This window comes from Chitinophaga fulva, assembly GCF_012927205.1.
GTDB lineage: Bacteria > Bacteroidota > Bacteroidia > Chitinophagales > Chitinophagaceae > Chitinophaga > Chitinophaga fulva.
This window is the reverse complement of record NZ_JABBGC010000001.1, coordinates 525,308-551,391: the sequence shown is the minus strand read 5'-3', so window position 1 is coordinate 551,391 and position 26,084 is coordinate 525,308. Positions and strand designations below refer to the sequence as shown.

The 26,084-nt window shown below is 47.7% G+C and carries 29 protein-coding genes; 12 read left to right on the top strand and 17 right to left on the bottom strand.

Annotated features, from left to right (window positions below; genetic code table 11):
- Positions 1-116 precede the first annotated feature (116 nt).
- The 5 genes from HHL17_RS02425 to radA form a co-directional block, all read right to left on the bottom strand.
- Positions 117-1,256: a DNA polymerase III subunit gene (locus HHL17_RS02425; RefSeq protein WP_169223200.1), complete on the bottom strand. Its 1,140-nt coding sequence runs from the start codon at positions 1,254-1,256 to the stop codon at positions 117-119.
- A 34-nt stretch (positions 1,257-1,290) separates the two neighbouring features.
- Positions 1,291-1,836: a hypothetical protein gene (locus tag HHL17_RS02420; protein WP_169223199.1), complete on the bottom strand. Its 546-nt coding sequence runs from the start codon at positions 1,834-1,836 to the stop codon at positions 1,291-1,293.
- A 112-nt stretch (positions 1,837-1,948) separates the two neighbouring features.
- A complete protein-coding gene (locus HHL17_RS02415; RefSeq protein ID WP_169223198.1) occupies positions 1,949-2,470 on the bottom strand; it encodes a glutathione peroxidase in 522 nt (173 codons plus the stop codon).
- Between the two features lie 106 nt (positions 2,471-2,576).
- Positions 2,577-3,266: a ComF family protein gene (locus HHL17_RS02410; protein WP_169223197.1), complete on the bottom strand. Its 690-nt coding sequence runs from the start codon at positions 3,264-3,266 to the stop codon at positions 2,577-2,579.
- A gap of 19 nt (positions 3,267-3,285) precedes the next feature.
- Positions 3,286-4,662, bottom strand: coding sequence for a DNA repair protein RadA (gene radA / locus HHL17_RS02405; protein WP_169223196.1), 1,377 nt, complete (start codon positions 4,660-4,662; stop codon positions 3,286-3,288).
- 558 nt (positions 4,663-5,220) lie between these two features.
- Between radA and HHL17_RS02400 the strand changes: the two genes are divergently transcribed.
- The 6 genes from HHL17_RS02400 (at position 5,221) to pyrH (ending at position 10,071) form a co-directional block, all read left to right on the top strand.
- The gene (locus HHL17_RS02400) at positions 5,221-5,910 is read left to right on the top strand and encodes a zinc metallopeptidase (RefSeq protein ID WP_169223195.1); all 690 of its coding nucleotides are present in this window, start codon (positions 5,221-5,223) and stop codon (positions 5,908-5,910) included.
- A gap of 386 nt (positions 5,911-6,296) precedes the next feature.
- Entirely contained in the window at positions 6,297-6,740 is a 444-nt protein-coding gene (rplM, locus tag HHL17_RS02395; RefSeq protein WP_168871007.1) for a 50S ribosomal protein L13, read from the top strand.
- 14 nt (positions 6,741-6,754) lie between these two features.
- Positions 6,755-7,144, top strand: coding sequence for a 30S ribosomal protein S9 (gene rpsI / locus HHL17_RS02390; RefSeq protein WP_168871008.1), 390 nt, complete (start codon positions 6,755-6,757; stop codon positions 7,142-7,144).
- 62 nt (positions 7,145-7,206) lie between these two features.
- Positions 7,207-8,196: a 30S ribosomal protein S2 gene (rpsB, locus tag HHL17_RS02385; RefSeq protein WP_169223194.1), complete on the top strand. Its 990-nt coding sequence runs from the start codon at positions 7,207-7,209 to the stop codon at positions 8,194-8,196.
- Between the two features lie 135 nt (positions 8,197-8,331).
- A complete protein-coding gene (tsf, locus tag HHL17_RS02380; RefSeq protein WP_169223193.1) occupies positions 8,332-9,156 on the top strand; it encodes a translation elongation factor Ts in 825 nt (274 codons plus the stop codon).
- Positions 9,157-9,357: 201 nt separating this feature from the next.
- Complete coding sequence (gene pyrH, locus HHL17_RS02375; RefSeq protein ID WP_168808203.1) at positions 9,358-10,071, top strand: UMP kinase; 714 nt, start codon at positions 9,358-9,360, stop codon at positions 10,069-10,071.
- 79 nt (positions 10,072-10,150) lie between these two features.
- On the opposite strand, the gene HHL17_RS02370 is transcribed toward pyrH, so the two are convergent.
- The gene (locus HHL17_RS02370; protein WP_169223192.1) at positions 10,151-11,260 is read right to left on the bottom strand and encodes a DUF3298 and DUF4163 domain-containing protein; all 1,110 of its coding nucleotides are present in this window, start codon (positions 11,258-11,260) and stop codon (positions 10,151-10,153) included.
- Between the two features lie 87 nt (positions 11,261-11,347).
- On the opposite strand from HHL17_RS02370, the gene pdxH reads away from it, so the two are divergent.
- The gene (pdxH, locus tag HHL17_RS02365; RefSeq protein ID WP_169223191.1) at positions 11,348-11,995 is read left to right on the top strand and encodes a pyridoxamine 5'-phosphate oxidase; all 648 of its coding nucleotides are present in this window, start codon (positions 11,348-11,350) and stop codon (positions 11,993-11,995) included.
- 102 nt (positions 11,996-12,097) lie between these two features.
- On the opposite strand, the gene HHL17_RS02360 is transcribed toward pdxH, so the two are convergent.
- The 6 genes from HHL17_RS02360 to HHL17_RS02335 form a co-directional block, all read right to left on the bottom strand.
- Complete coding sequence (locus HHL17_RS02360; protein WP_168871013.1) at positions 12,098-12,223, bottom strand: 30S ribosomal protein THX; 126 nt, start codon at positions 12,221-12,223, stop codon at positions 12,098-12,100.
- Positions 12,224-12,375: 152 nt separating this feature from the next.
- Complete coding sequence (locus tag HHL17_RS02355) at positions 12,376-12,645, bottom strand: HU family DNA-binding protein (RefSeq protein WP_012788562.1); 270 nt, start codon at positions 12,643-12,645, stop codon at positions 12,376-12,378.
- Positions 12,646-12,961: 316 nt separating this feature from the next.
- Positions 12,962-13,264, bottom strand: coding sequence for a DUF4286 family protein (locus HHL17_RS02350; RefSeq protein WP_169223190.1), 303 nt, complete (start codon positions 13,262-13,264; stop codon positions 12,962-12,964).
- A gap of 49 nt (positions 13,265-13,313) precedes the next feature.
- On the bottom strand, positions 13,314-14,078 hold the full coding sequence (locus HHL17_RS02345) for an exodeoxyribonuclease III (protein ID WP_169223189.1): 765 nt from the start codon (positions 14,076-14,078) through the stop codon (positions 13,314-13,316).
- Between the two features lie 8 nt (positions 14,079-14,086).
- Positions 14,087-16,858, bottom strand: a complete 2,772-nt coding sequence (gene metH, locus HHL17_RS02340) for a methionine synthase (RefSeq protein WP_169223188.1) — start codon at positions 16,856-16,858, stop codon at positions 14,087-14,089.
- A gap of 23 nt (positions 16,859-16,881) precedes the next feature.
- Positions 16,882-17,898, bottom strand: coding sequence for a homocysteine S-methyltransferase family protein (locus tag HHL17_RS02335; protein ID WP_169223187.1), 1,017 nt, complete (start codon positions 17,896-17,898; stop codon positions 16,882-16,884).
- A 411-nt stretch (positions 17,899-18,309) separates the two neighbouring features.
- Between HHL17_RS02335 and HHL17_RS02330 the strand changes: the two genes are divergently transcribed.
- Positions 18,310-18,525, top strand: a complete 216-nt coding sequence (locus HHL17_RS02330) for a hypothetical protein (protein ID WP_169223186.1) — start codon at positions 18,310-18,312, stop codon at positions 18,523-18,525.
- Between the two features lie 121 nt (positions 18,526-18,646).
- On the opposite strand, the gene recR is transcribed toward HHL17_RS02330, so the two are convergent.
- Positions 18,647-19,264, bottom strand: a complete 618-nt coding sequence (recR, locus tag HHL17_RS02325) for a recombination mediator RecR (protein WP_169223185.1) — start codon at positions 19,262-19,264, stop codon at positions 18,647-18,649.
- A 60-nt stretch (positions 19,265-19,324) separates the two neighbouring features.
- Positions 19,325-20,809, bottom strand: coding sequence for an Ig-like domain-containing domain (locus HHL17_RS02320; protein WP_169223184.1), 1,485 nt, complete (start codon positions 20,807-20,809; stop codon positions 19,325-19,327).
- 21 nt (positions 20,810-20,830) lie between these two features.
- Between HHL17_RS02320 and HHL17_RS02315 the strand changes: the two genes are divergently transcribed.
- Positions 20,831-21,379 carry an SRPBCC family protein gene (locus HHL17_RS02315; protein ID WP_240975071.1) on the top strand — a complete coding sequence of 183 codons (549 nt, stop codon included), beginning with the start codon at positions 20,831-20,833 and terminating at the stop codon, positions 21,377-21,379.
- A gap of 3 nt (positions 21,380-21,382) precedes the next feature.
- Here HHL17_RS02315 and HHL17_RS02310 read toward each other — a convergent pair whose 3' ends face one another.
- Genes HHL17_RS02310 through HHL17_RS02300 form a run of 3 tightly spaced genes read right to left on the bottom strand, consistent with a single transcriptional unit; the run spans position 21,383 to position 24,262 of the window.
- Complete coding sequence (locus HHL17_RS02310) at positions 21,383-21,922, bottom strand: hypothetical protein (RefSeq protein ID WP_169223183.1); 540 nt, start codon at positions 21,920-21,922, stop codon at positions 21,383-21,385.
- A 27-nt stretch (positions 21,923-21,949) separates the two neighbouring features.
- Positions 21,950-22,957, bottom strand: a complete 1,008-nt coding sequence (locus tag HHL17_RS02305; RefSeq protein WP_169223182.1) for a lipid A deacylase LpxR family protein — start codon at positions 22,955-22,957, stop codon at positions 21,950-21,952.
- A gap of 33 nt (positions 22,958-22,990) precedes the next feature.
- A complete protein-coding gene (locus tag HHL17_RS02300; protein WP_169223181.1) occupies positions 22,991-24,262 on the bottom strand; it encodes an acetyl-CoA hydrolase/transferase family protein in 1,272 nt (423 codons plus the stop codon).
- Positions 24,263-24,407: 145 nt separating this feature from the next.
- Here HHL17_RS02300 and HHL17_RS02295 point away from each other — a divergent pair, with 145 nt between their 5' ends.
- The 3 genes from HHL17_RS02295 (at position 24,408) to HHL17_RS02285 (ending at position 25,986) form a co-directional block, all read left to right on the top strand.
- Entirely contained in the window at positions 24,408-24,908 is a 501-nt protein-coding gene (locus tag HHL17_RS02295; RefSeq protein ID WP_169223180.1) for a GNAT family N-acetyltransferase, read from the top strand.
- A 131-nt stretch (positions 24,909-25,039) separates the two neighbouring features.
- The gene (locus HHL17_RS02290) at positions 25,040-25,519 is read left to right on the top strand and encodes an RNA polymerase sigma factor (protein ID WP_169223179.1); all 480 of its coding nucleotides are present in this window, start codon (positions 25,040-25,042) and stop codon (positions 25,517-25,519) included.
- Positions 25,510-25,986, top strand: coding sequence for a hypothetical protein (locus HHL17_RS02285; protein ID WP_169223178.1), 477 nt, complete (start codon positions 25,510-25,512; stop codon positions 25,984-25,986). The genes HHL17_RS02290 and HHL17_RS02285 overlap by 10 nt, the downstream gene beginning before the upstream one ends.
- The last annotated feature ends 98 nt before the right edge of the window (positions 25,987-26,084 follow it).

The window sequence follows — 26,084 nt, the reverse complement described above, 5'->3', positions numbered from 1 at the left end:
CATTTCAGGTTACTCCAATCCTTTAAAGTACGTTTTTCCCTTCAGAAAAACAAAAAGGACGGGGCATGACAAAGGTAAGGAAATGCCATGACAAGAGGGGAGCGGCTTTCCGGTTATTACAGAACGGGTAAAGGTTTCTTTTTAAATATATATTGTAGCTTGATAGACAATGCATGAAATAACATTTTTGCATTAGCATTGCGCTCAATATGATAATACGCGTTATCGAGTACATCAGCAATCTGCCTGGTTTGTTCCAGGTTGGCCAGTTTTGCCAGCTTGGTGGCGAAATCTACTTCCTCGTCTGAAAAGGCCAGCTGAGCCTTGTCGATATACTGAAGGCGCACCGTATGCTCCAGCAGGTTGATGAAATACCGGAGGAACTGCTTCTGGTTTTCACGGCCGGTTTTGGCGCTGGAAATGCCTTCTATCCATTCCTGCAGCGCTACGCGGTTGCCGGTGAACAGGTAATTGAGCCAGTTACGCAGCAGCTCATGGTAGTCGTCATCGGAATTCTGGAGCAAAAAGATAGCCTCCCGATAGTTGCCCGCCGCGATGGTGGCAATCTGCCGGGCCTTGGCAGCCGGTACTTTGGCCCTCTCAGTAAGGGCCTTTTCCATGTTTTCCCGGGTGAGCGGGTTTATTTTTATCAGATGGGTACGTGACAGGATCGTGGCCAGGATCTGCTCCTGATTTTCTGCAATCAGGATGAACAAGGTATTGGCCGGAGGTTCCTCTATCAACTTCAACAACCGGTTACCTTCGTTGCCCAGGTACTCCGGCATCCACATCAACAGAATCTTATAACCACTTTCAAAACTTTTCAGGTTCAGTTTGCGGATAATATCCGAACACTCATTTGCGGTAATATTGCCCTGCTTGTTTTCGGCCCCGATAAACTGCAGCCAGTCGTAGGCATTGCCATACGGATTGGTGGTCACAAACTCCCGCCATTCGGAGATATAGTCCGTACTTACCGGCTTGTCGCCGGGTTTTCGGGGTATCACCGGGTAGGAGTAATGAATATCAGGATGGATATGCTGCGCCGCCTTCAGACAGGATGGACACCGGCCGCAGGCATCATGTGCCTGTTTGTTCTCACATACCAGGTATTGGGTGAAAGCCAGTCCCAGCGGTAACCCGCCGGCCCCTTCCGGAGCCAGTAATATCATCGCATGACTGAGGCGGTTCTGTTGTATCGATTGTATCAGCTGCTGTTGTGCCGCTGCTTGTCCTATGATCTCCGAAAAAAGCATGGGCGCAAGATACTGAAAAGGGGTTAATCCTCACTTAGGGTAACGTCACATAACAAGCATTCCGGAACGTGCCGGAACCGGTAACCTTGTGGCCCTCTGCTTCGAAATAGAAGGTGCCGCTTACTTTCTTTAGCTTGGTATTGATAAAGGTAAGCGTGATGGCGGAGGTGTCGGTGTTCAGATAGGTAAAGACTCCCTCATTGTTCATGGCGGCAACTACAAGCCCACCCTGCAACCGGCGGGATTTGGAGTATACATATGTTTTCAGTTTGAGGCTGTCATTACTGATAGCAGGGTCCGAATAAGTGCCATCCATCAGGTTTAATACTAATTTGAAGCTGTCACTGACAGCCTCCATGCTCAGGAACTTGACGCCTCCACTGTCCAGTTGCTGCCGGAACAAGGTGCTGGTGGAGAGGTTCAGGGAACGAGTGGTGTTCTGAACGGTGCCTGTCATCGTCATTTCGGGGCATGATAAAATTGGCGTATCGATGTTTTGTTGGCAGGCTGCTATACATAACATGATAGCCGCTAAAACCGGGACCACGGTTTTTCTACGGTGTTCGGAATGGTGTTTCATCTATATTGTGTATCCACTTGTTGTAATGATCTCAGGCACGCTAACGTATAGGTATATACGCAAACGTGCGGCATTTTATTACACTAAGTTGGCAAAAGGAGTGGAAGCAATACTACTTTTCAATAGCAGCAATTACCTCTGGCGCATCCGGTTGTGTTTTGGGTGAAAACACAGCAATGAGATTCCCTTTTTCATCCAGTAAATATTTCTGGAAATTCCACTTAACGTCTGCCGGTTCCAGGTGTTTGGCTTTACTTTCTTCCAGCAGCCATTTGTACAGTGGGTGGATGTCATCCCCCTTTACTGATATTTTGGCCGCCATGGGAAAGGTAACAGCATATTGTTTAGTGCAGAAGCTTTTGATTTCTGCATTAGAGCCAGGCTCCTGTGAGCCGAAGTTATTCGCCGGGAAACCTACGATGACGAGTTTATCCTGGTACTTCTGATATATTTTCTCCAAACCTGCGTATTGTGGGGTATTGCCACAGAGAGAAGCAGTGTTGACAATCATTATTTTTTTACCCTTGTAACGGGAGAACTCAATTTTGCCCCCGTCTACTGCATCTACCTTGAAGTCATAGATGCGCGGACCTACAAATAACAGAAGGACCGAAAGTATGGCCAGTCTCAACATAAAGAATATTTTTAGAGGGATTGATCGGTGGTTAATTAGCCAGCCTGCAGCGGGCTATACGGTGTAAAGATACACATCCCGGAGAAGAAAAAGAATTAACTTTTTGTTAGCCCGAAGCCCAGGCGAGACAACAAACACTTACCGTGGCGCCGGCCTCCAGTAGGGCCTGTCCGGCAGCCTCTGTGGTAGCGCCGGTAGTAATCACGTCATCTATCAGGAGTACATGCCTGCCCGTTAGTAATGCTGGGTTTGCTTTAAATACGGTCTTCACATTTTCCCATCGGCTGATACGGCTTTTCCGGGTTTGGGTCCCCGTATACTGCACCCGTTGCAGCGCTTGTGTAAGCATGGGTTTGCCCATCACTGCGCCGATAGCCTCGGCCAGCAGCGCTGCCTGGTTATACCCACGCTCTTTTTCCTTACGGGGAAACAATGGCACCGGTACCAGGCAGTCCACCGCGGCACCCCATCCACCGGACCGTAACACATAACCAGCTTGCTTCCCCAGCCAACTGACAATGTCTTTCCTTTGATGATATTTAAACTGATGCACGAGTCGTTGTAGCCCTGAGGCCTGACTATAATAATAAACAGCTGTTGCATCGGCAACAGGCATGCGCCCGCGGAAGATATGCGCTACCGGATTCCCGGCATAATGATGAAAACCTGTTACCGGCAGGCTGTCCTGGCAGTGCAGGCACAACAGCTCATTTGCCGAGGGCAGTTCCTGCCCGCAGATTTCACAACAATGCGGATAAAACAAGTGGATCAATGGGGATAACAAACGGGTAAACATTGGGTTAATATAAAAGGTGTCAGAATAATTGTTGATATACTTCTTCCACTCTTCCTACCGGCACTACTTCTATATTGAATTTACTGAGATCTATTCCTTTTTTGTTATAACGGGAGATGAATATTTTATGAAAACCGAGTTTTTCTGCTTCCGCGATACGTTGTTCGATACGGTTGACAGCCCTGATTTCCCCGCTCAGGCCTACTTCTCCTGCGAAACAAATTTTGTTGGCGATAGCATTGTCTTCATAGGAAGAAAGCAACGCACAAAGCACTGCCAGGTCGATGGCCGGATCTTCCACGCGGATACCGCCAGCGATGTTGAGGAAAACATCTTTAACGCCGAAATGGAAGCCGCCGCGTTTCTCCAATACTGCCAGCAGCAGTTGCAACCTGCGCAGGTCAAAGCCGGTAGCTGTACGCTGTGGAGTACCATATACAGACTGGGTAACGAGCGCCTGCACTTCCACCAGCAGCGGCCGGAGACCTTCCATGGTGGCACTGATAGCGACACCGCTCAAGAGGTCATCACGTTGGGAGATCAGTATCTCGGAAGGGTTGGTCACCTGCCGGAGACCAGTGCCGGTCATCTCATAAATGCCCAGTTCAGCAGTGGAGCCAAACCTGTTTTTAATCGTACGCAATATGCGATAAGCATAGTGTTGATCGCCTTCAAACTGAAGTACGGTGTCCACCATATGTTCCAGTACTTTAGGGCCGGCGATGGAGCCGTCTTTGGTGATATGGCCGATCAGGAAAACAGGTGTATTGCTTTCTTTGGCAAAGCGTTGTAATTCCGCGGTCGTTTCCCTGATCTGTGAAACACTGCCTGGTGCAGATTCTATCAGTGGCGTGTGAAGTGTCTGAATAGAATCTACGATCACGAGTTGTGGCTGTAGTTTTTTTATTTCAGAGAAGATGGTTTGTGTAGATGTTTCCGTGAGGAGATAGAATTGATCGTTGGTGCTTTTGATGCGATCGGCCCGCATTTTTATCTGTTGTTCACTTTCTTCTCCGCTGATGTAAAGTGTTTTTATCTGCTTCAGTTGCAGTGCGTTTTGCAGGAAGAGTGTGGATTTTCCGATGCCGGGCTCTCCACCTACCAGTACCAGTGAGCCGGCCACTATACCACCTCCGAGCACACGATTCAGTTCATTGTCTGGTGTCAGCAGGCGTTTCTCTTCATTCGTGACTACTTCAGCCAGGTTAATGATTTTCTGTGGGCGGGCATTGCCCGTATCATTGTTTTTCCAGTCGTGTTGTTTGCCGGGAATATCTTTCTGTACTCTTTCTTCCACGAAGGTGTTCCATTGTCCGCAACTGGGACATTTACCATTCCATTTTGCAGATTCGTATCCACATTGCTGGCAAAAAAAAGCGGTTCTTATTTTACTCATAATTTTTTTGAAACAGGATGTTACAAAGTAAGTTGTTTTAAAAAAAACAGGGGGTGAAATGTTAAAGAAAAGGGTTAAACAGGGGGTAATAATGTCTTTAAATGAGAAAAGAGCCAAACGGAAGATTCCGTTGACTCTTTCTACTTACTAACCCATTAAATTCAGGTCTAAATTACAAAATGGCTTCAGAATAAAAAAGTTTATTTGATTGATGTGAATAACTTTTGATTGATTTTCGTAATGTAAGAAAGTGGCTGCCAATGCCTGTTTCAGGCCATAAATTGTCCAATATTACTTTCATTGGCAACTCGTAAAATGTTGATAAATAGGATTGATGTTGATGATTTTTGCATATGAAAAAATTACCATAAGATCATCGTTGACTTCTGCCAAACCGGCCGTATTTTCAGGCAATTTTCTTCAAAAAAGACAAAATGGCAGTGTTAAATTTCTGTATGAAAGGTAAAAGGCAGGGTTGGCAGGAAAACTCCTAAATAAAACTTAAAACGGGGTATCTGGAAAGAAATTTGTGCGTTTAGAAGCATCAAATGTATGAGTATGACACCAGGAATCATGTTTGTTTCGCTGATTTTTGTGGGGATCAGCTTTCTTGTCAGTTATGTATTAAAGAGTAAGTTCCGGGCCTACAGCGAGGTGCCGACCTCATCCGGGCTTACCGGCAAGCAGATCGCAGAGAAAATGTTGAGGGACAACAACATCAATGATGTTCAGGTACTGTCTGTAGACGGTTTTTTATCAGATCACTATAATCCGGCGAATAAGACGGTCAACCTCAGTCCCGATGTATATGCAGGGGCTAATGTGGCGGCTGCGGCCGTAGCGGCGCACGAATGCGGGCATGCGGTGCAGCATGCGGCGGCCTATCCGTGGCTGGGCCTTCGTTCCCGGCTGGTACCGGCCGTACAGTTCAGCGCTTCTCTTGTACAGTGGCTGTTGTTGGGTGGTATCCTGCTGATTAATGTATTTCCGCAGCTGCTGCTGGCGGGGATTGCACTTTTCGGTGTTACCACGGTGTTTTCACTGATTACGCTCCCGGTGGAATTTGACGCTTCCCGCCGTGCATTGGCATGGCTGGACAGAAGCCAGATAATGCGCCCGCAGGAGCATGACAAGGCTAAAAATGCCCTCTGGTGGGCGGCTATGACCTATGTGGTAGCGGCATTGGCATCTCTGGTTACCCTGTTTCAGTATATTTTAATATATATGGGCGCCCGGGACCGGCGATAAGCTGTTCTGTGCCTGAAAATATTGAAAGGGCTCCCGGATGGGGAGTCTTTTTTATACACCATGTCTTCTATTTATATTTCCGCTTTTTGATATATAAACAATATATCTGCATAAGGATTTAGGGGACAGATTGCTGTCCTGTAAACCAGGAGCAGGCACCTGGAGTGGTGGATAATATGGTAGGGCCCGCAATCGCCCCGCTACAGGCATTTTCGATAGGTGTTAATAACTTTTATTCAAATTTTTTATTGAAAATCAATCAATTGCAAGGGTGTCTTACAAAAAATCACGTAAAATGTATGGTTATTCAGAATAGTGAATGTACCTTTGCACTCCCCGTTACAGGGGGAATTGTTTACAAGACGTAATTTTTATCGTATACAACAATGAACACATTAAGCTTTAAAACTAAATCGGCTAACGACGCTTACGTAAAGCGTGAGTGGCATATAGTAGACGCTACCAACCTGACTCTCGGACGAGTTTGTGCGAAAATGGCAGCTATCCTGAGAGGTAAGAACAAGCCTTACTATACGCCTCATACTGATTGTGGTGATTTCATCATCGTGATCAATGCGGAAAAAATCGCTTTGACCGGCAATAAAATGGCGGAAAAAGAATACATGCACTACACTGGTTACCCAGGTGGTCAGAGAGTTGAACTGGCAAAGGACCTGATCCGTCGCCGTCCTGAGGTTATGATTGAGAAGGCTATCAAAGGTATGTTGCCTAAAAACCGTCTCGGTCGTAAAATGTACAAAAAACTGTTTGTATACGCAGGTGCAGAACATCCTCATGCAGCGCAGAAACCAAAACCATTAACTTTCTAATTTTTCTCTGATACATGGAAAAGCAAAAAAATACAATAGGTCGTCGTAAGGAAGCTGTTGCCCGCGTGTATATCGCAAAGGGTACCGGTGCCATTACCGTAAACGACAAGGATTATAAAAACTACTTTTCTCTGATCTACCTGCAGAACCAGGTTGAATTGCCCTTCAAAACTATCGACGCGTTGGATAAATTTGACGTGAAGATCAATGCACAGGGTGGTGGTATCAAAGGACAGGCAGAAGCGATTAAACTGGGTATTGCACGTGCACTGTGCGAAGTGAACATCGAGTTCCGTCCCGCACTGAAAGCAGCCGGTCTGCTGAAACGTGACCCGAGAAGCGTAGAACGTAAGAAACCAGGTAAAGCGAAAGCAAGAAGAAGCTTCCAGTTCTCTAAACGCTAATTTTGAGTACTTAGCAATAATCGCTAAACATTATTTGATCCTTTTAATTGAGCAATATAAACATGGAAAATAATACCTCATTGCAGCAGCAGTTACTGGAGGCAGGTGTTCACTTCGGTCACCTGAAGAAGAAATGGAATCCTAAAATGCTGCCTTATATTTTCGCAGAAAAGAAAGGTATTCATATCATCGATCTGAACAAAACCGTAGAAGGTTTACAGGAAGCAGCAGCTGCCCTGAAATCTATCGCTAAAAGCGGTAAAAAGATCATGTTCGTTGCTACTAAAAAGCAAGCGAAAGAAATCGTAGCAGATGCTGCGCGTAACATCAACATGCCTTACGTTACTGAAAGGTGGTTAGGTGGTATGCTCACCAACTTCTCTACTATCCGTAAGAGCGTGAAGAAAATGCAGAGCATTGAAAAAATGCTGCAGGACGGAACTTTCGACAACATCACCAAAAAAGAACGTCTGACTTTAAGCCGTGATAAAGAGAAAATGGAAAAAGTGCTGGGTGGTATTGCCCAACTGGCACGTGTTCCAGCCGCTCTGTTCATGGTAGATATCAGCCACGAACATATTGCACTGGCTGAAGCAAAACGCCTGGGCATCGTTACTTTCGGTATGGTGGATACCAACTCCGATCCAAGCAAAGTTGACTTCGCAATCCCTGCGAACGATGATGCTACTAAATCTATCGCTATCATCACCAGCTACATCTGCGCAGCTATCGCAGAAGGCCTGTCTGAAAGAGCTACAGAAAAATCTGAAGAAGTAGAAGAGGAAGAAGAAGCAGATGACAAAGCACGCAGATTTGACGTAGAAGGTGGCGAAGACCGCGAAAGAGGTCGTAAACCACAAGGCCAGGGCGGCGGTGGTCGCGGCCAGGGCACCGGTGGTGGTAACCGTAGCGGTGGCCAGGGTGGCAACCGTGGTGGCCAGGGCGGCGGTGCTAATCGCGGCGGTGGTAACCGTGGCGGTGGCCAGGGTGGCGGACAACGTCGTCCTTCCAACGCTGGCGGCGGCGGTCCAAGAAAACCAGCCGGTAAATAATATCATTCTCTGATTTTGATATTGAAATATTAGGTTATTTAAAATGCAGCGAAGATTACTTCGCTGCATTTTAAATAACCCGATAACCGAACAAGAATTAATCAATTATTAATACTCAATAAATCAATATAGCTCATGGCAACAATTACGGCAGCTGATGTAAACAAACTGCGTCAGCAAACTGGTGCGGGTATGATGGATTGCAGAAAAGCACTCGTGGAAAGTGATGGCGACTTTGAACAAGCAGTAGATTATCTGCGTAAAAAAGGTCAGAAAGTAGCTGCATTGCGTTCCGACCGCGAAACGAAAGAAGGTGTTATCATCGCTAAAGTTGCTGCTGATGGTAAATCCGGTGTTATCGTAGGCCTGGGTTGCGAAACTGACTTCGTAGCTAAAAACGAAGACTTCGTGAAATTTGCACAGTCTATCGTTGAACTGGCCCTGTCTAAAGGCATCAAAACCCTGGAAGACCTGAACGCCGCTGAGCTGGACGGTGCTACTGTTGCTGATAAAGTAAACGATCAGGTAGCTAAAATCGGTGAAAAAATCAGCCTCAATAAATTTGAATTCGTGGAAGCTGGTGGTGTAACTGCCTACATCCACGGTAACTACCGTATGGGCGTTCTCGTTGCCTTCTCTAAACCTGTATCTGAAGAAACAGGTAAAGACGTGGCTATGCAGATCGCTGCGATGAACCCAATCGCAGTTGACGCTGACGGCGTTCCTGCTGACGTTATCGCCCGCGAAAAAGAAATCGCTGTTGAACAGGTGAAAGCTGAAGGCAAACCTGCTGAAATGGCTGAAAAAATCGCTGCCGGTAAAGTGAACAAATTCTTCAAAGAAAATACCCTGCTGCAACAGGCCTTCGTTAAGGATAACAACAAATCCGTAGCGGATTACCTGAAGTCTGTAGACGCTGACCTGAAAGTATTCGGCTTCAAACGAATCGCTTTAGGTTAATACAATCATATTGAAAAAAAGGAGAGAATTTTGGTTCTCTCCTTTTTTTTGCGCACTGCAAAATCAGTCGCCCGCAATCTCCTGCTTACAACAAAATCATCCGGCATTTTGCTTTCACTTGCAGGTTTTTGCTTTTAAATTGTATCTTAGGATACCGTAATTACATTAGCAAATCACAATCTTACAATATTTTATAGCGTCATGTTGCCAAAGTATAAGCGTATTTTGCTCAAATTGAGCGGTGAGGCCCTTATGGGGGATGCAAATTATGGTATTGATCATAAGGTAATTACCCAGTATGCCTACGATATCAAAGCAGTTACCGACCTCGGCGTACAGGTAGCCATCGTGATCGGCGGCGGTAATATCTACCGTGGAATGAATGAAGCCGAAACTGGTATCGAAAGAGCCCAGGGGGACTATATGGGCATGCTGGCCACCGTGATCAATGGTATGGCCCTGCAAAGCGGACTGGAAAAAATAGGGCTCTATACCCGTCTCCAATCGGCTATTAAAATGGAACAGATCGCAGAACCTTATATCCGCCGCCGCGCTATCCGCCACGTGGAAAAAGGTCGCGTGGTAATATTCGGAGCTGGCACCGGTAACCCGTATTTTACGACCGATACCGCAGCCTCCCTCCGTGCTATCGAAATCCAGGCGGACGTAATCCTCAAAGGAACCCGCGTTGATGGTATCTATACCGCTGACCCGGAAAAGGATGCTACCGCCACCCGGTTTGAAACCATCACCTTCTCTGAAGTATATCAGAAATCTCTCAACGTCATGGATATGACAGCCTTTACCCTCTGTCAGGAAAATAAACTGCCAATCATCGTATTTGACATGAACAAACCAGGAAACCTCCTGAACGTGATCATGGGCAAAAACGTTGGTACCCTGGTAAAGGACTAATACATCATTATACATTATAGAGAAAGGGCGAAGACCAACTGCTGGTCTTCGCCCTTTCTCTATAATGTATAATCTGTCATTATTTTAAGACGCTTTTCAGCTCCGTAAACGGAATAAACAGCGTTACCTGCCCCAATGCATAAGGACCGATCTCATAAGGCACATAACTGAACGCGATGCCCTTGCCCGTTACAATAAAGTTGTTGTTGGGCGCAATCGTCTTCACCAACAGGTTCTGATCAAGCGACTCATCTTCGTCAATATGGAATTTTTTGCGGAAGGCCTTGTCCAGCAATGGTGACAACACTTCTTTATAACCAGGCTTAAAAAACTCGTCCGGCGTTACTACTTTCCGTTTGGCCAGATCAAGGGTCTGGTAAAAAGCGCCGGAATTGCCATGGGCGCCACCGGTGAAATCATACGCGTATTTCTCTATCACCAGCAAAGGCCAGGAATTGTATACCACCTTCATATCGCTTTCGGTAGTCCAGTTCCAGGAAGCAGACTGGCCGTCGACAATATCACTGCTGTCGGCATCTTTGGCGGCTATACGATAACTGGTCACAAAAGAATCGATGGCCCTTTTTACAAACTGCCGGGGATCGTTCATCTTTATGTCACCAGTGATCGCTTTCCGGATAAAAGCGGCCAGCGTCGAATCGGTGGCTGAATCCGGCCAGAGGATGCTGTTGGAGGCAATACCCAGTGGTGAATTGGGGAAGGACGGCAGTAATTTCACGGAATCAGCATCGTAGTATACCTGCAATTGCTGGGCCTTCCGGAGGTCAGTGTGCAGCTCAAAATGATGAGAGGTACTGTCGCCATGCCATACGCCTTTAAATATACCATCATCGCTCAGGGCACCACCGAAGAAACGTTCTTCTTCCCGGTTGCCGTTATCTTCGTAAATCTTTACCTGGTCAGCATCCTGACTGCCCCATATACTGATGGGCAGACCGGTACTGTCGTAATAATAATAGCCGCGAAACAGGTTGGGTGCTGTTTTCAGCAACTCCATGGTGATCTGACGGCCACCCACAGCGCCCTTTAACTGCGTGTAATAATAAGGTGTGCTCAACAGGGGAACTACCGCGCTGGCTGTATCATGTTGGTCCTTTTCTTGGTTACTGTTGTGGCAGGCAGGCAATAAGCCACCAGCCAGCAGGAGTAATAGGAGCGCTCTTTTCATACTATGATTTATATCAGGTCTCCCAAAATTACTATTATCCTTCCATACCTTTGTTGACAGGTTTAAACCAATTAAATATTTACGATCATGTTAAACCAGAAAGTAGCAGACCTTCGGAAAGACTATAAACTGGCTTCCCTCGACGAACAGGATGTGGCACCGTCTCCTTTGCAGCAATTCGGTAAATGGTGGAATGATGCCACTTCCAGCGAAATTGATGAGCCTAATGCCATGACATTGGCCACCAGCACACCGGATGGGCGCCCTTCCGCCAGAATTGTGTTGCTGAAAAATTTCGATGAGGACGGATTCATGTTCTTTACCAACTATGAAAGCCGCAAAGGGCAGGAGCTGGCGCAGAATCCGTATGTAACGCTGCTGTTCTTCTGGCGTGAACTGGAACGCCAGGTAAGGATTGAAGGGATCGTATCCAAAGCAGGGGAAAGTGTGAACAATGAGTACTATAACAGCCGTCCGCTGGGCAGCAGGATAGGAGCCATCGCATCGCCACAGAGCCAGGTAATTCCCGACCGCCATTTTCTGGAGGAAAAAGTGAATGAAACAGCCGCAAAATATGAAAAGGAAACGCCTCAACGGCCTGAATACTGGGGCGGTTATGTGGTGAAACCGGTAGCGGTGGAGTTTTGGCAGGGGAGAAGCAGCCGCCTGCATGACCGTATTCTGTATACACAGACCTCCGGGGGCAGCTGGAAGATAGAAAGGCTGGCACCCTGAGTCATTGATGGATTTTCTGATTTACGGATTTTTTGATTTGGGGGATTCCTGTCGTTCATACACGAAATCAGGAAATCCCTAAATCAAAAAATCCGTAAATATTTATGCTTTTTTCTCAGCTTTAGGAGCAGCTGCAGCAGCGGCTTTCCTGGTTCTTGCTGGTCTGGATTTACCGAAAGATTTGCTGAAGATTTTACCTCTTTTGGTTTTTACATCTCCTCTACCCATAACGAATAATTTGAAGTTTGTTGTTTTATTAAAAGGATGTTATCAGGCTGCAAAATACGCTAAATCGCTGAAATAGCATACAGCAGGACTTCTATATAAAAAAAAAGCAAGAAACATGATTGTTCCTTGCTTGAATAAGTTGTGCTAACTGATTAGAGCTTGTCGGATAAAGCTTTACCAGCTTTGAACTTAGCAACTTTCTTAGCTTTGATCTTGATGATCTGGCCAGTCTGTGGGTTTCTACCGTTACGTGCTGCACGTTTAGAAACAGAGAAAGTACCGAAACCTACCAGAGTTACTTTACCACCTTTTTTCAGGGTATCAGCAACAGCTTTAGTGAAAGAGTCCAGCGCTTCGTTAGCTTGGGTTTTAGTGATTCCTGCGTCTTTAGCAAGTTTGTCGATTAATTCGGCTTTGTTCATAGTTAGTAAGATTTAACTAGTGAAAAAATGTTTGATGTGAGCAAATATAGCGCGTTTTATCAGATTACCAAATTTTTTACAATTTTTTTATAGAAATTTTTATCGGCTGAAAAAGGCTACTGGTAACGGTTACAGCTGATTGGGGGGATGCCTGCTAAAGAGGTGAACTTTAGCAGACTCTCCTAAAACGTTGTTCCATAGCTGATTTCCGGGTTTTTAGGCTACAAAAGAGAGACTTTTCCAAGTATTGTACCAAACTCGTGAGGCCTTGAAAATAGTGAATTTCCTGTGGATAAGTTTAATTGTTAAGCATGGTTTAAATGACTTCCATAACGGTATGAAAGGCGACAAAACGGTCGCCAAACAGGTCGTAACCCCTTTGCCGGAGCGCCTTTGCCTGTACGGCCTGGAAGGTCTGATAGTGCTCCAGGCTGGAGGTAAAGAACTGTATCACGTACGTAGGTCCGTCTGCGTCATCCTGCTCCAGCAGCCGACACATACGGTAATCACTAAAAAGACCGGTGCTCAATATGGCAGGAATTTGCTCTTCCCGCATCCACTGTAACCAGGCGGAATGCGTATCCGTGGCCACTTTGGTCGTTACGTTGTATATGATCATAATGTTACTGCGGGTATAAAATCCATCTGTACCGAGGCCGTAAAACCGCCTATAAAGACAGTTCCAGGAACACCGGACAGTGGTCTGAGTGTTTCACATCCTGGTAGATAGTGGCGTGTTTCAGCTTCTCCTTTAATGGTGTGGTTACATTGATATAGTCGATACGCCAGCCCTTGTTATTGTTGCGGGCATTGGCACGGAAGCTCCACCAGCTGTATTGGTGCGGATTGGCATTAAAGTGCCGGAAACTGTCCACAAAACCGCTTTCAAAGAACCGGTCCATCCACGCTCTTTCCTCCGGCAGAAAACCGGTGGAATTCTTGTTGCTAACAGGATCATGGATGTCGATAGCCTTATGGCAGATGTTGTAATCACCACACAGCACTACGTTTGGCCGGGTTTGTTTCAGTTCGCCCAGATGCGCGAAAAGCTCATCGAGCCATTGGTACTTGTAAGTCTGGCGGAGGTCCCCGCTGGTGCCGGATGGGAAGTAGGTATTGATCAGTGTCAGATCGCCGAAATCCAGCCGGATAAAGCGTCCTTCTTCGTCACTCTGAGTATGCCCGTTGCCGTAATGTACCTTGTCAGGTGTAATACGCGTCAGTACAGCAACGCCGCTGTACCCCTTCTTTTGGGCGGGATACCAGTAGTGCTCGTAACCCAGTGCTTCAAATTGTTTGAAGTCCACATTATCCTGATGGGCTTTGATCTCCTGCAGACAGATCACGTCTGCCGGGTCAGTTTGGAGCCATTCGGTGAAACCCTTGGTCATAGCGGAACGGAGGCCGTTCACATTGTACGATATGATTCTCATGTGTTGGATTAAATGTCGTATTCCAGATTTGGACGGAGCCATTTTTCGGCTTCTTCCACGGGCCAGCCTTTACGGGCTGCATAGTCTGTCACCTGGTCTTTTTCGATTTTGCCGAGACCAAAATACCGGGCTTCCGGATTGGCAAAATACCATCCGCTAACGCTGGCGGCTGGGTACATGGCCAATGATTCGGTCAGCGTGATACCAGTGTTTTCTGTGGCATTCAGCAGGTCAAACAGCTTGTATTTCTCCGTATGTTCGGGGCAGGCGGGATAACCCGGCGCCGGGCGTATGCCCATGTATTCTTCCTGGATCAGGGCCTCATTGCTGAGGTGCTCATTACTGGCATAACCCCAGAACTCTTTACGCACGCGTTCGTGCAGCAACTCTGTAAAAGCTTCCGCCAGTCTGTCGGCCAGAGCTTTCAGCATAATGCTGTTGTAATCGTCGTGCTCTGCTTTGAATTTCTCCAGCCATTTCTCGATGCCAATACCTGCTGTGACGGCGAATCCGCCGATGTAATCGGTTTTACCGGTGGAGGCGGGAGCGATATAGTCTGCGAGGGACTGGTTGGGCTGTCCGGGTGCCTTTTTGATCTGCTGGCGCAGGAATTCCAGCGTAGCAGGGGCTATGTCTGCTTGCTCAGGGGTCACCTGTATGGTGTCCGGAGCGGTGGCGTTGGCCGGGAAAAGGCCTATCACCGCTTTGGCGCCCAGCCATTTTTCACTGATCACTTTCGCCAGGAGCTCCTGTGCGTCTTTATAAAGGCGGGTGGCTTCTGTTCCTACTACTTCGTCTGTCAGGATCTGCGGGAATTTACCATGCAGCTCCCAGGCGATGAAGAATGGCTGCCAGTCGATATATTGGGCGATTTCTGCCAGATCGTAGTCTTCAAAAACCTTTACGCCGGTAAACTTCGGCTTCACCGGGGTGAAGGCCTCCCAATTGATTGGTGCTTTGTTTTCCTGCGCCTTGGCAAAAGGAAGGTATTGTTTGACTGGTTTTTTATTTCTGAAGGACTCGTTCAGTTTTTCGTATTCTGTTTTCACAGAGGCGAGGAAGTCCTTTTTCAGCGCTTTGTTGAGCAGGCTGCCGGTAACGGTCACGCTGCGGGAGGCATCCAGTACGTGGACTACGCCATGCGCGTATTCCTGCGCAATTTTCACCGCCGTATGGGTACGGGAGGTGGTGGCGCCACCGATGATCAACGGAATGTCGAACTCCTGGCGGCGCAGCTCGCGGGCCACGTGTACCATCTCGTCCAGGCTTGGCGTGATCAGGCCGCTGAGGCCGATGATGTCCACATTTTCCTGACGGGCGGTCTGCAATATTTTTTCTGCGGGCACCATAACGCCAAGATCGATGATCTCATAGCCGTTACAGGCCAATACTACGCCTACGATGTTTTTGCCGATATCGTGTACGTCGCCTTTAACGGTGGCCAGGAGGATCCTTCCGGCAGATCTGATTTCTCCGCCGTTGATGGCCTGGTTACGCAGTTTTTCTTCTTCTATATAAGGAGTAAGGATGGCTACCGATTTTTTCATCACGCGGGCGCTTTTTACTACCTGCGGGAGGAACATTTTACCGCTGCCAAACAGATCGCCTACGATGTTCATGCCGTCCATCAGCGGACCTTCGATAACGTCGAGCGGACGGGGGTATTTGACACGGGCTTCTTCCGTGTCGGCATCAATATATTCGGTGATACCGTTTACCAGGGCGTGGCTGAGCCTTTCTTCCACAGATCCCAGGCGCCAGGTTTCATCTTTTTCAATCACTTTGCCTTTGGCTTTTACCGTATCGGCAAATTGTATCAGGCGTTCAGTGGCGTCGTCACGACGGTTTAGTATGGCGTCCTCACAGAGCTCACGGAGCTGTGGTTCAATGTCGTCATATATCTGGAGCATACCGGCGTTCACGATGCCCATGTCCATACCGGCTTTGATGGCGTGGAAGAGGAACACGGAGTGCATGGCTTCACGCACGGTTTCATTACCGCGGAAAGAGAAGGACACGTTGCTGACACCGCCGCTCACTTTGGCCAGTGGCATCAGTTCTTTAATCCGGCGGGTGGCACTGATAAATTCCACCGCGTAGTTGTTGTGTTCTTCTATACCGGTAGCGATAGCGAAGATATTGGGGTCGAAGATGATGTCCTGCGGGTCATAACCCACTACTTCGGTCAATATTTTATAGGCACGATGGCTGAAGGTGACGCGTTTTTCTTCGGTATCGGCCTGGCCGTGTTCATCGAATGCCATCACTACCACCGCAGCGCCGTAGCTCTTGCAGATGTGGGCCTGTTCAATGAATTTGGCTTCTCCTTCTTTCAGGCTGATGGAGTTCACCACGCATTTGCCCTGTACGCATTTCAGGCCGGCTTCAATAACACTGAATTTACTGGAGTCGATCATGATGGGGATACGGGAAATGTCTGGTTCGGCGGCCAACAGTTTCAGGAAGGTGGACATGGCCTGTTCCCCGTCGAGCAGGGCGTCGTCCATGTTCACGTCCAGGATCTGGGCGCCGTTTTCCACCTGTTGACGGGCTACAGACAAGGCTTCTTCATAAAGGCCTTCCCGTATCAGGCGGGCAAATTTTTTGGAGCCGGTTACGTTGGTACGTTCACCGACGTTGATGAAGTTGGTTTCGGGCCTTACCACCAGTGGTTCCAGGCCGCTAAGCCGCATATATGGCCGGATGACCCGTTGCTGGGCACTTTCCGGTTCTATGACTATCGTTTCGTTGATCGTATTGGAATGTGTGCTTGCGCTCATGATTGATTTCGCTGTTTAGAGGGTTATGCCAGGGTGTCCACCAGCTCCGGTTTCCGGCGCGGTGCGATGTTTTTTACATGCTGTGCAATATGGCGGATATGGTCTGGGGTGGTACCGCAGCAGCCTCCCACAATATTCACAAAACCTGAACTGGCAAAATCTTCAATGATACAGGCGGTATCTTCAGGTTCTTCATCATACTCCCCGAATGCATTGGGCAGGCCGGCGTTAGGGTAGCAGCTGACATAGCAGCTGGCGATATTGGACAGTTCTTCCACGTAAGGGCGCATCTGCTGGCCGCCGAGGGCGCAGTTAAGGCCTACGGAGAACGGATTGGCGTGCATCACGGAGATATAGAAAGCTTCCAGTGTCTGACCGCTCAATGTCCGGCCGGATGCATCCGTAATGGTACCGGAAATCATCACCGGCAGTTCCGGTTTGCCGGATTCCCGGAAATACTTTTTGATGGCGTATATGGCTGCTTTACAGTTAAGCGTATCAAAAATCGTTTCAATCAGCAGGATGTCCACACCACCGTCTGAAAGGCCTTTTATCTGCTCTTCATAGGCTTCCGCCACTTCATCGAAGGAAACGGAGCGGTAGCCGGGATTATTCACATCCGGAGAGAGCGACAGCGTTTTGTTCAGTGGCCCGATAGCGCCCGCCACAAAACGGGGCCTGTCCGGGTTTTTGGCAGTATATTCCGTAGCGGCTCTTTTCGCCAGTTGGGCCGCTGCCACGTTCAGCTCGTAAGCCAGGGCCTGCATATCATAGTCGGCCATGGCAATAGATGTACTGCTGAATGTATTGGTTTCAATAATATCGGCGCCTGCTTCCAGGTATTCCTTGTGAATGGCTTCGATAATCTGTGGTTGAGTGAGATTGAGCAGGTCATTGTTGCCTTTGAGGTCCATATGGTAGTCGGCAAAACGGGTACCTCTGTAATCTGCTTCCTGGAGTTTGTATCGCTGGATCATGGTGCCCATGGCACCGTCAATGATGAGCACACGCTCATTAGCGCAGTCTTGTAAAGATTTCATGATTTTCTTTGCTGTTTATTAGTTACTGTTAAAATCTAACAGGGTCGAACAATAAACAAATCCACCCCGTATATCCTGTAAAGATACGCTATTTTCATATGTAAAAACAGGTTATTTGCCTGTCAGGTCCTGTATGGGACGGCATTTCTTCACAGGTTGATATTAACTATCTTTTATATAGATTTTGTCTATATTGATATTTTTATTTGGTAGAAGTCTATAAAGTCTACTATATTTGTAGGGTAATAGAAAAACACCATGCAACAACAAAAGCTGAACATACTGTTGAACCCGGCCGTGGCCCCCCACCAGCCCTATGCCTGTTGTCCTTCGGGGCGCTGTTGCTGTTAACAGCACACTGTTTTTTCTTAAGTTCTTCCCGGTTTTTATTACAACAAAAGTTTTTTTGTCATGACGATAGCAGAACATATCCATGTGCTCAGGAAACACCTGGCAGGTCTGGGCCTGCAACCGGTCCCTGAAATGAATGATGGAAGTGAGCCAGCAGTTTTTAAGGTATGTTTTCTTAATAAGTATGAAATGCAACGCTGGAAAGAGTTGCGCGAAAAAGAATCAGAAACCAATCATACCATATTTCAGGGTACGCCCGAAAAAGACGTACGCTGACCTTTTTCATAACGTGGAATTACAGGTTAAACGAAGACGGGCGTTATTGAACGCCCGTATTTATTTTTAGTATGTAGTTATTTGATGATTAAATAACGAAATGATAAAATGACCTAATGGTTTAAGGTTTGACATAACTGTCCAGCGGTAATCTGTTGGAGATAGATCTGGCCAACGTCATCTCATCGGCATATTCCAGTTCGCCGCCAAAAGCAATACCCCGCGCAATGGTAGTAATCTTCACAGGATAATCTTTCAGTTTCTTGGACAGGAAATAAATGGTGGTATCTCCTTCAATGGTAGGACTCAAGGCCATGATCACCTCTTCTACGCCCTGATCTTTCACCCGCTCTACGAGCGACTGGATATTCAATTGTTCCGGACCAATACCATCAATAGGGGAGATAATGCCACCTAGTACATGATACAGGCCGTTGAACTGCTGTGTGTTTTCAATGGCCATCACATCGCGGATACTTTCCACTAAACAAACGACCTGCCGGTGGCGGGAATGGTTACTGCAAATACCGCATATTTCTTCATCGGAAACATTATGACATACTTTACAGAAGCGGATCTGCTGCCGCATACGGGCTATCGCTTCGCCGAATTGCTGTACCTGTACTGTTTCCTGTTTCAACAAGTGCAACACCAGCCGCAGGGCCGTTTTTTTTCCGATGCCCGGCAGCTTGGCAAATTCATTGACAGCGTTTTCTATCAGAGCGGAAGAGAATACCATAATGCAAAGTTAGGAATATTGGCGCTGTACAGGCTACAGGAGCCTGCACAACGGCAATAATTATATTTCTATCGTTGGCCGGACGGTCCAATAGGCTTTCAGGTTCTGTTTGCCTGGCACGAGGATTACCCGCTCAGGCTGCCGTTTAGGTTCTTTGTAGTACTGGCCCCGGTCCCATTTGCCGTTGCCATTGGCGTCCAGCAGTACCCGGACTTCATATTCGCCGGGGGTAATGAACTTCTGCAACCAGGTGCCGTTAACAACAGTGCCGGAGTATTTAATGGTTTTGTCCTGTACAAGCTGTATCACATAGTGCATCGTATCGTTGTTGATGGCCTGCCGCGTACTGTCACTGATCTTCAGTGTGACCCCAAAAATGGCGTAATCACTTGATTTCTTGGACTTAAAGCTGATGGTATCGGCTTTGGGCAATTGTTGCCCGGTGGTATCGGTGGCGGCATCTGCCGGGAAAATCATCCGGTAGGGCAGACCCTCTTTCCACGGATAAAGCACTGACAGTTTGGTATGTGTGCTGTCCATTTGGGTATGGAAAGTGACCGGGGTAAAGGTACTGTCTTCTCCCAAAGTAACACGGGCACTGTCCAGCGTTCTCAACGGAAGGTTAAATGTCAGCTGTAATGGCGCTGGCAGCTCCTGCAATCCACCATCCAGTGTGGGCGTGATTTGCAGTTTGGGCGTTTTTTTCTTCTTCTCTTTCTCCTTTTCTTTTTCCCTTTCCTTGTCTTCCTGCTCCTGGGCGAGGTCCAGAGAATCCTGTGGCGCCAGCGGTTCTTTGATGGTGCTGTCACGCTCCATGAAAAGTAACAGGTTTACCCCTTCAATATTCTTTTCTTTTATGACGATCGGCTTTTCGACGAAAGCGATCTTTTCGGAAGGCTGGTTGTATTGCAGGTCACGGTCTTCTTCCTTCAGTGCAAAAATTTTATAGGTGCCGGGAGCCATGTTTTTAAACCGGAAAGAGCCGTCAGGGCGGGTTTTGGCGTAGTAAACAGGTTTCTCCTTGGACACAATGGAGTCTTCCAGATTACGGTAAAGCATTACGGCCACGTTACTGTCCGGCACACCGTTTTCGGCGTCCATCAGATGTCCCATCATCTGGAGGCTGTCCAGATAATTGCCGGTAGACACTACATACTGAAAGTCAGGAATAGCATTGCGTTCATTGATATCCCGGATGGCATCTGCAAAGTTGAAGGTGTAAGTGGTGTTTTCCTGAAGGGTGTCCTTCAGTTCCATTGTCACGGTCCGCAACTTGGCTGTAACGATGGGCGTGCGTTTGAGCGTGGGAGATACTATGAGTTTGTCATTCACGTTATCCAGCTCCACAAACTCATCAAAGACAAAATATACCTTCTTGTTTTTGAAATGCAGGGAGGAATCCGGTGGATTCACGGCCGCCAGGCTGGGAGGGAGACTGTCACGCGGTCCTCCGCCAGGTGGCACTATGTTGGCACAACGGGTCATCGAAACAGCAATCATAAAGGAAATCAGCCAGAATGCCCAGCTCCTGATATATTGATACATATTTCCGGTCGGATTAAAAATATGTTGCAAACTTACGAAAACGGCGGAAAGCTGCGCTTTTCTTTTGACCGTTTGCAGGGGTGGGCATCAATGGTGTACCTTTATTGTATGGCCAGTATTTTTTTGCTGCAACGCACCCAGTTTATACCAGCCCCGCTACAGGAGGTGTGGGATTTTTTTTCCAATCCCAACAATCTCGCCAGGATCACACCGCCCGATATACGGTTCCGGGTTACTTCACCACCGGATGAAAGAAAAGCATATCCGGGTCAGATCATCACCTATACTATCTCTCCATTGGCGGGCATTCCCCTGGAATGGATGACGGAAATCACGCACGTACGGGAAGGGGATTATTTTGTGGACGAACAACGCGTCGGACCTTACCGGTTATGGCATCATCAGCACCACTTCAGGGAAGTGCCGGGAGGAGTGGAGATGACCGATACGGTACATTACCGCCTGCCACTGGGATGGCTGGGCCGTCTGGCGCACACGTTGTTTGTACGGCGTCAGCTGGAGCATATTTTTGCTTACCGGTACCGCGTGGTACAGGAGCTTTTCAGGTAACTGTTATTCTTTGGTGGTCAGGGTGGCGGTAAGCTGATCGCCGGTATACACTTTAATATTGGTCCGACCTGTTTTGGGAATACTGCCCATCCATAGCGGTGTAATGCTGTAAGAATTTTTCTCTGCCTGCCCGGCCGCTACGAAATGCATTTCGGCATTGTTGGTCAGATCGTCTGCGGTGGCGGATGCCAGCTGTATCTGTGTGCCATAGAAAGTGGATGGCATGGTGGCGGCAACAACTACCTGAGTACCAAAATCGGGACGGTCAATTTTGTTGTTCATGGTTTTGGCGACGCCAAAGAGACTGTCGAAAGTGGCAGGATTGTCAATCAGCCAGAAGGTAAGGCTGTCGTTCACCTGGATCGTGTTTTTAACAAAATAGCCATTCAGGGGCCGTACATCGAGACTGCTGCCGTTGTCGGCATGTACATTCAGTGCGGTGTCATTAACAGCGACACTATCGGCGGCATTATTACGGGTGGCGCTCCCGCAAGAGGCCAGCAACAGGAGGATGGCTGCGGAAAAAGACAGACGGCTGTTCATGTGTTTTTCTTTTTTAGTAAGATAACATCATTGCGGGAAATAGGTTGCCTTGGAAAGGGGAATTAACAAGGTAATACTACCGACAGAGTGTTTACCAGTGCCGCTCATCCACGCGGTGGCCGTTTGTTGGGTGTAACGGATGCTGGTGCGGCCAATGCCTACACCAATGCCGTAATCCATACCAATGGTGAACCGGCGCATATGCGATGTCTGTTGGTTGGTAAGCTCCTCAAAATTGGTGTCGGTAGACTTGAAAATGCCGCCTTGCAGCAGGGCGTTGAACAGGTTCATCGCAAAACGTGGCCGGGCAAATATGTATAGTTGAAACTTGCGGCGGGCGGAAGTATTCAGGTCCAGTGCGCCGAAGTAAGGATTGATCAGCCCATAGCGTCCGTAAACCCATGCGCCCAGGGAAGTCATCATCGTGCCGGCCTGGGCCTGGATGCCACCAAGGGCCTCCACGTTTTTGACAGGGTTCCACAACATTTTTTCGAAATAGGCATTGTAGTTCAGAAGTGGAGCGTTGGGGACCTGATTGCCCCATCCTTCCGGTTCCTGGTAGTGAATAAGCCGGTGGACGAAGCGCTGGGCCTGTTCACCCCCTGCCCAGGGGCCCAGTACACCGAATACCAATTCGGAGTGGATAAGGTATTTTTTTGCCGGATTATAAGACGTGAGACCATGGGTAGCAAAGAGTGCGCCCGCATAATAGAAATCACCGGGATTGAAGGCGGAGTCTGCGATCTGATCGGGGGTTATCATGATCTGCATCAGCTCCCACTCAAAGACATTAACAGCGTAGGGGCCGGCCTTTGGGAAAATCCATTTGTCTATGAAAGTGGATTTTTTCTTCTTCATATATACGTAACCGATAGCGGTGCCGTTGCTGTAGCCCCGGTCTGTTCCCCTTCCCCATACATTGAAGAAGTCATCTTCTTCACGTATACGTAGCTGTCTGGTGGCATTCTGGGTGATCTGTGCCTGGATAGGCAGCGTGCTGAGACAAATGAATATTCCCCATAACAAGATTTTCATAGGCCCTCCTTTTAATCCTGATAGTTATCTGTGTCAGAACACCTTGAATATATCAAAGGCGTCTTTTTGCAATTGCTCCCGATGATCGGGATGTGCAATATTGATAAGCGCCTGCGCACGTTGTTTCAGGTTTTTCCCCAGCAGGTGCGCGATACCATATTCCGTTACCACATAATGTACATGGGCGCGTGTGGTCACAACACTGGCGCCAGGCTGGAGCCGGGATACAATACGGGAAATACCTTTAGCGGTTACAGATGGAATGGCGATAATGGGTTTGCCGCCGGCAGACAGGGCCGCGCCCCGCATGAAATCCATCTGGCCGCCTACGCCGCTGTATTGCCGGAATCCGATAGAATCGGCGCATACCTGCCCAAAGATATCGATTTCTATGGCACTGTTAATGGCAGTGACCTTTGGGTTTTTACGTATAGTCGTGGGGTTATTGACGTATTCCACGTCCATCAGGCGGATGATAAGATTGTTGTCCATAAAGTCATACAGCCGGCGGCTTCCCATGGCAAAGCTGGATACCATCAGGCCCGGATGGATGGCTTTATACCGGTTGGTGATAATACCTTTTTCCACGAGATCGATAATACCATCGGAAAACATTTCTGTATGGATGCCCAGGTCCTTATGGCTGTGCAGGCATTGCAGCACGGCATTGGGGATACCGCCGATACCCATTTGCAGGGTGGCCCTGTCTTCTATCAGGGAGGCCACATGCTCTCCAATGGCCAGTTCCGCGCCACTGGGCGGGCGTACGGCCTGTGCATAAATGGGATAATCAGCTGCTACAGCTGCGGTGATACGGGAAATGTGGATCACGCCGTCACCCAGCACACGGGGCATATTGGCGTTCACTTCTGCTATAATGATACGCGCAGTATCAATAGCGGCCTTGGATACATCGCAGGATACGCCAAGGGTGCAGTAGCCGTTTTTGTCCGGCGGAGATACGGTGATCAGCGCTACATCGATGGCCGGTTCAAGGGTACGGAAGTACCGTGGTACTTCGCTGAGAAACATCGGAATGTAGTTGGCCCTTCCTTCATTCACTGCCTGACGGATATTTTTACCGACAAAGAAAGTATCGATTTCAAATGCATGGGAATGTTCAGGGGAGGCGTAGGGAGCGTCCCATTCGGTATGGATGCTCACGAGCCGGACATTTTTCAGTTCACTGCTGCGGTTGGACATGGCATTGACCAGCTCCCGGGGAGTGGCTGCTGCGGTATGAATAAAAACGGTATGGCCTGACTGGATCAGCTGTATGGCATCCTGGATAGTGGTATAAGACATTCTCGTTGGTGTTGTTTGAGCAAATTTATCGAGCGTTTGATAGATTATTTATGAGTAATATCATGTTGTATTTTTATATGCCGCTGTTTTATCCAACAACCGGCCATGCTTATTTGTTGGATAACCAAACACTGAAAGAAAACAAATGGACACCCTTGTTTATGAAATGGCTATCCCGGCAGATGTAGTTGCCATACGGGACCTCTCAATGTTAAGTTATGGTGAATTTGCAGCCATACTGGAACCGGAGCACTGGCATACCATGCATAAAAACCAGTCGGATATAGATAAGCTGGCTGCATTGATGAAACAGGCAGACACGTATGTATGCCGTTCCGGCGATCGTTTGGTAGGCGTGGTTTTTATGGTGCCTTCCGGTCAGGCTACGGCTATCTATCCGGCAGAATGGGCTTATATCCGCCGTTTGGGAGTGGACCCTGCTTTCCGCCGGATGGGCATTGGACGCCGGTTAATGGAGATTGCTATTGAAGAGGCCCGGCGTTCCGGTGAAAAAATACTGGGGCTTCATACCAGCACGATGATGCCGGCCGCCCGCAAAATGTATGATGAGCTGGGCTTTTCGCTGATAAGAGAACTGCCGCCGATATTCGGACAGCCTTACTGGTTGTATAAGATGATGTTGTAGAAAATTGTCCATTTCAGCTCTGTGTGTGAATAACTCGCAGGCGGATCAATTCATATATTTTCATAAATTAGCGAACTTATAAATGTAAGCACAACTGTTTGCGGAGAGATCTGACACATATAAGTGAGCAAATGCTTATAGAACGGCTGGCGTTGGGTGATCCTGCAGCAAAAGAGCTGTTATATGACCGTTACGCCGGTGCACTGTATGGGGTTGTGCTACAACTGGTGCCTATAAAAGATAGGGCCAACGATATTATAGTAAAGGTTTTTGCGTGGGCATTTCAACATATTAATGCGTTCCACTCTTCAGGCTTCCGCACTTTATTTGCCTGGTTATTACGGAAAACGAGGGAACTGGCTATCAAGGAAGCCATCCCTGAAACGGCGCTCACAGGGACAGAACTGATGAAGAAAGAAGAAGGTATCCTGCAGCAGTTTTATACCATTCTGCCGGCTTCAGAACAGCAGGTGTTCAGGCTGAGTTATTTTAAAGGATTATCAATCACAACTATAGCCCGTATGCTGGGTGTACCAGAAGGGCAGGTAAATGAAATACTGGGGGAAGCAATGAAAGCCTTCCGAAAATTCTTAAAAGAACATTGGAACTGAAATTTTATATCGAAAGCGGCATCATCGAGTCTTATGTGCTGGGCCTTGCTTCCGAAACGGAAGTGGAGGAACTGGAGCATATGAGAAAACTGTTTCCTGAACTGGACACAGAGGTGGAACTAGCGGAACGCCGGCTGGAAAAGGCCTGCTTTGATGAAGCGGTGTTGCCTCCCGTGGAAATACGGAAACGGGTGCTACAGAAAGTTCGCTGGGAATACGCCGGGGCACAGGCTGATGCACAGTCCAATTATACGTTTATCAATATCCAGCCCAAAGACGGAAGCCATATCTCCGTACATCGCTGGTGGAAAATATTCTTCATCATTATTTTTATCCTGTCCAAAATCTTTCTCTTTTTTGCCATCTTTTATTACCTGAAATATCGTCAGGAAAAAGAAAGACAGGAGGAACATGCTGCCGCTACTGTGCTTATACATGTGCGAAAAGCAAATATTTTTTATATATAATATAACCTGTGGCAATCCTTTATTAAAATTATTTTCTCAATTTTACAATCCAACCGGTGGGGCCGGTTCGTAGATATTTTGTTTATCAATCATGTTTG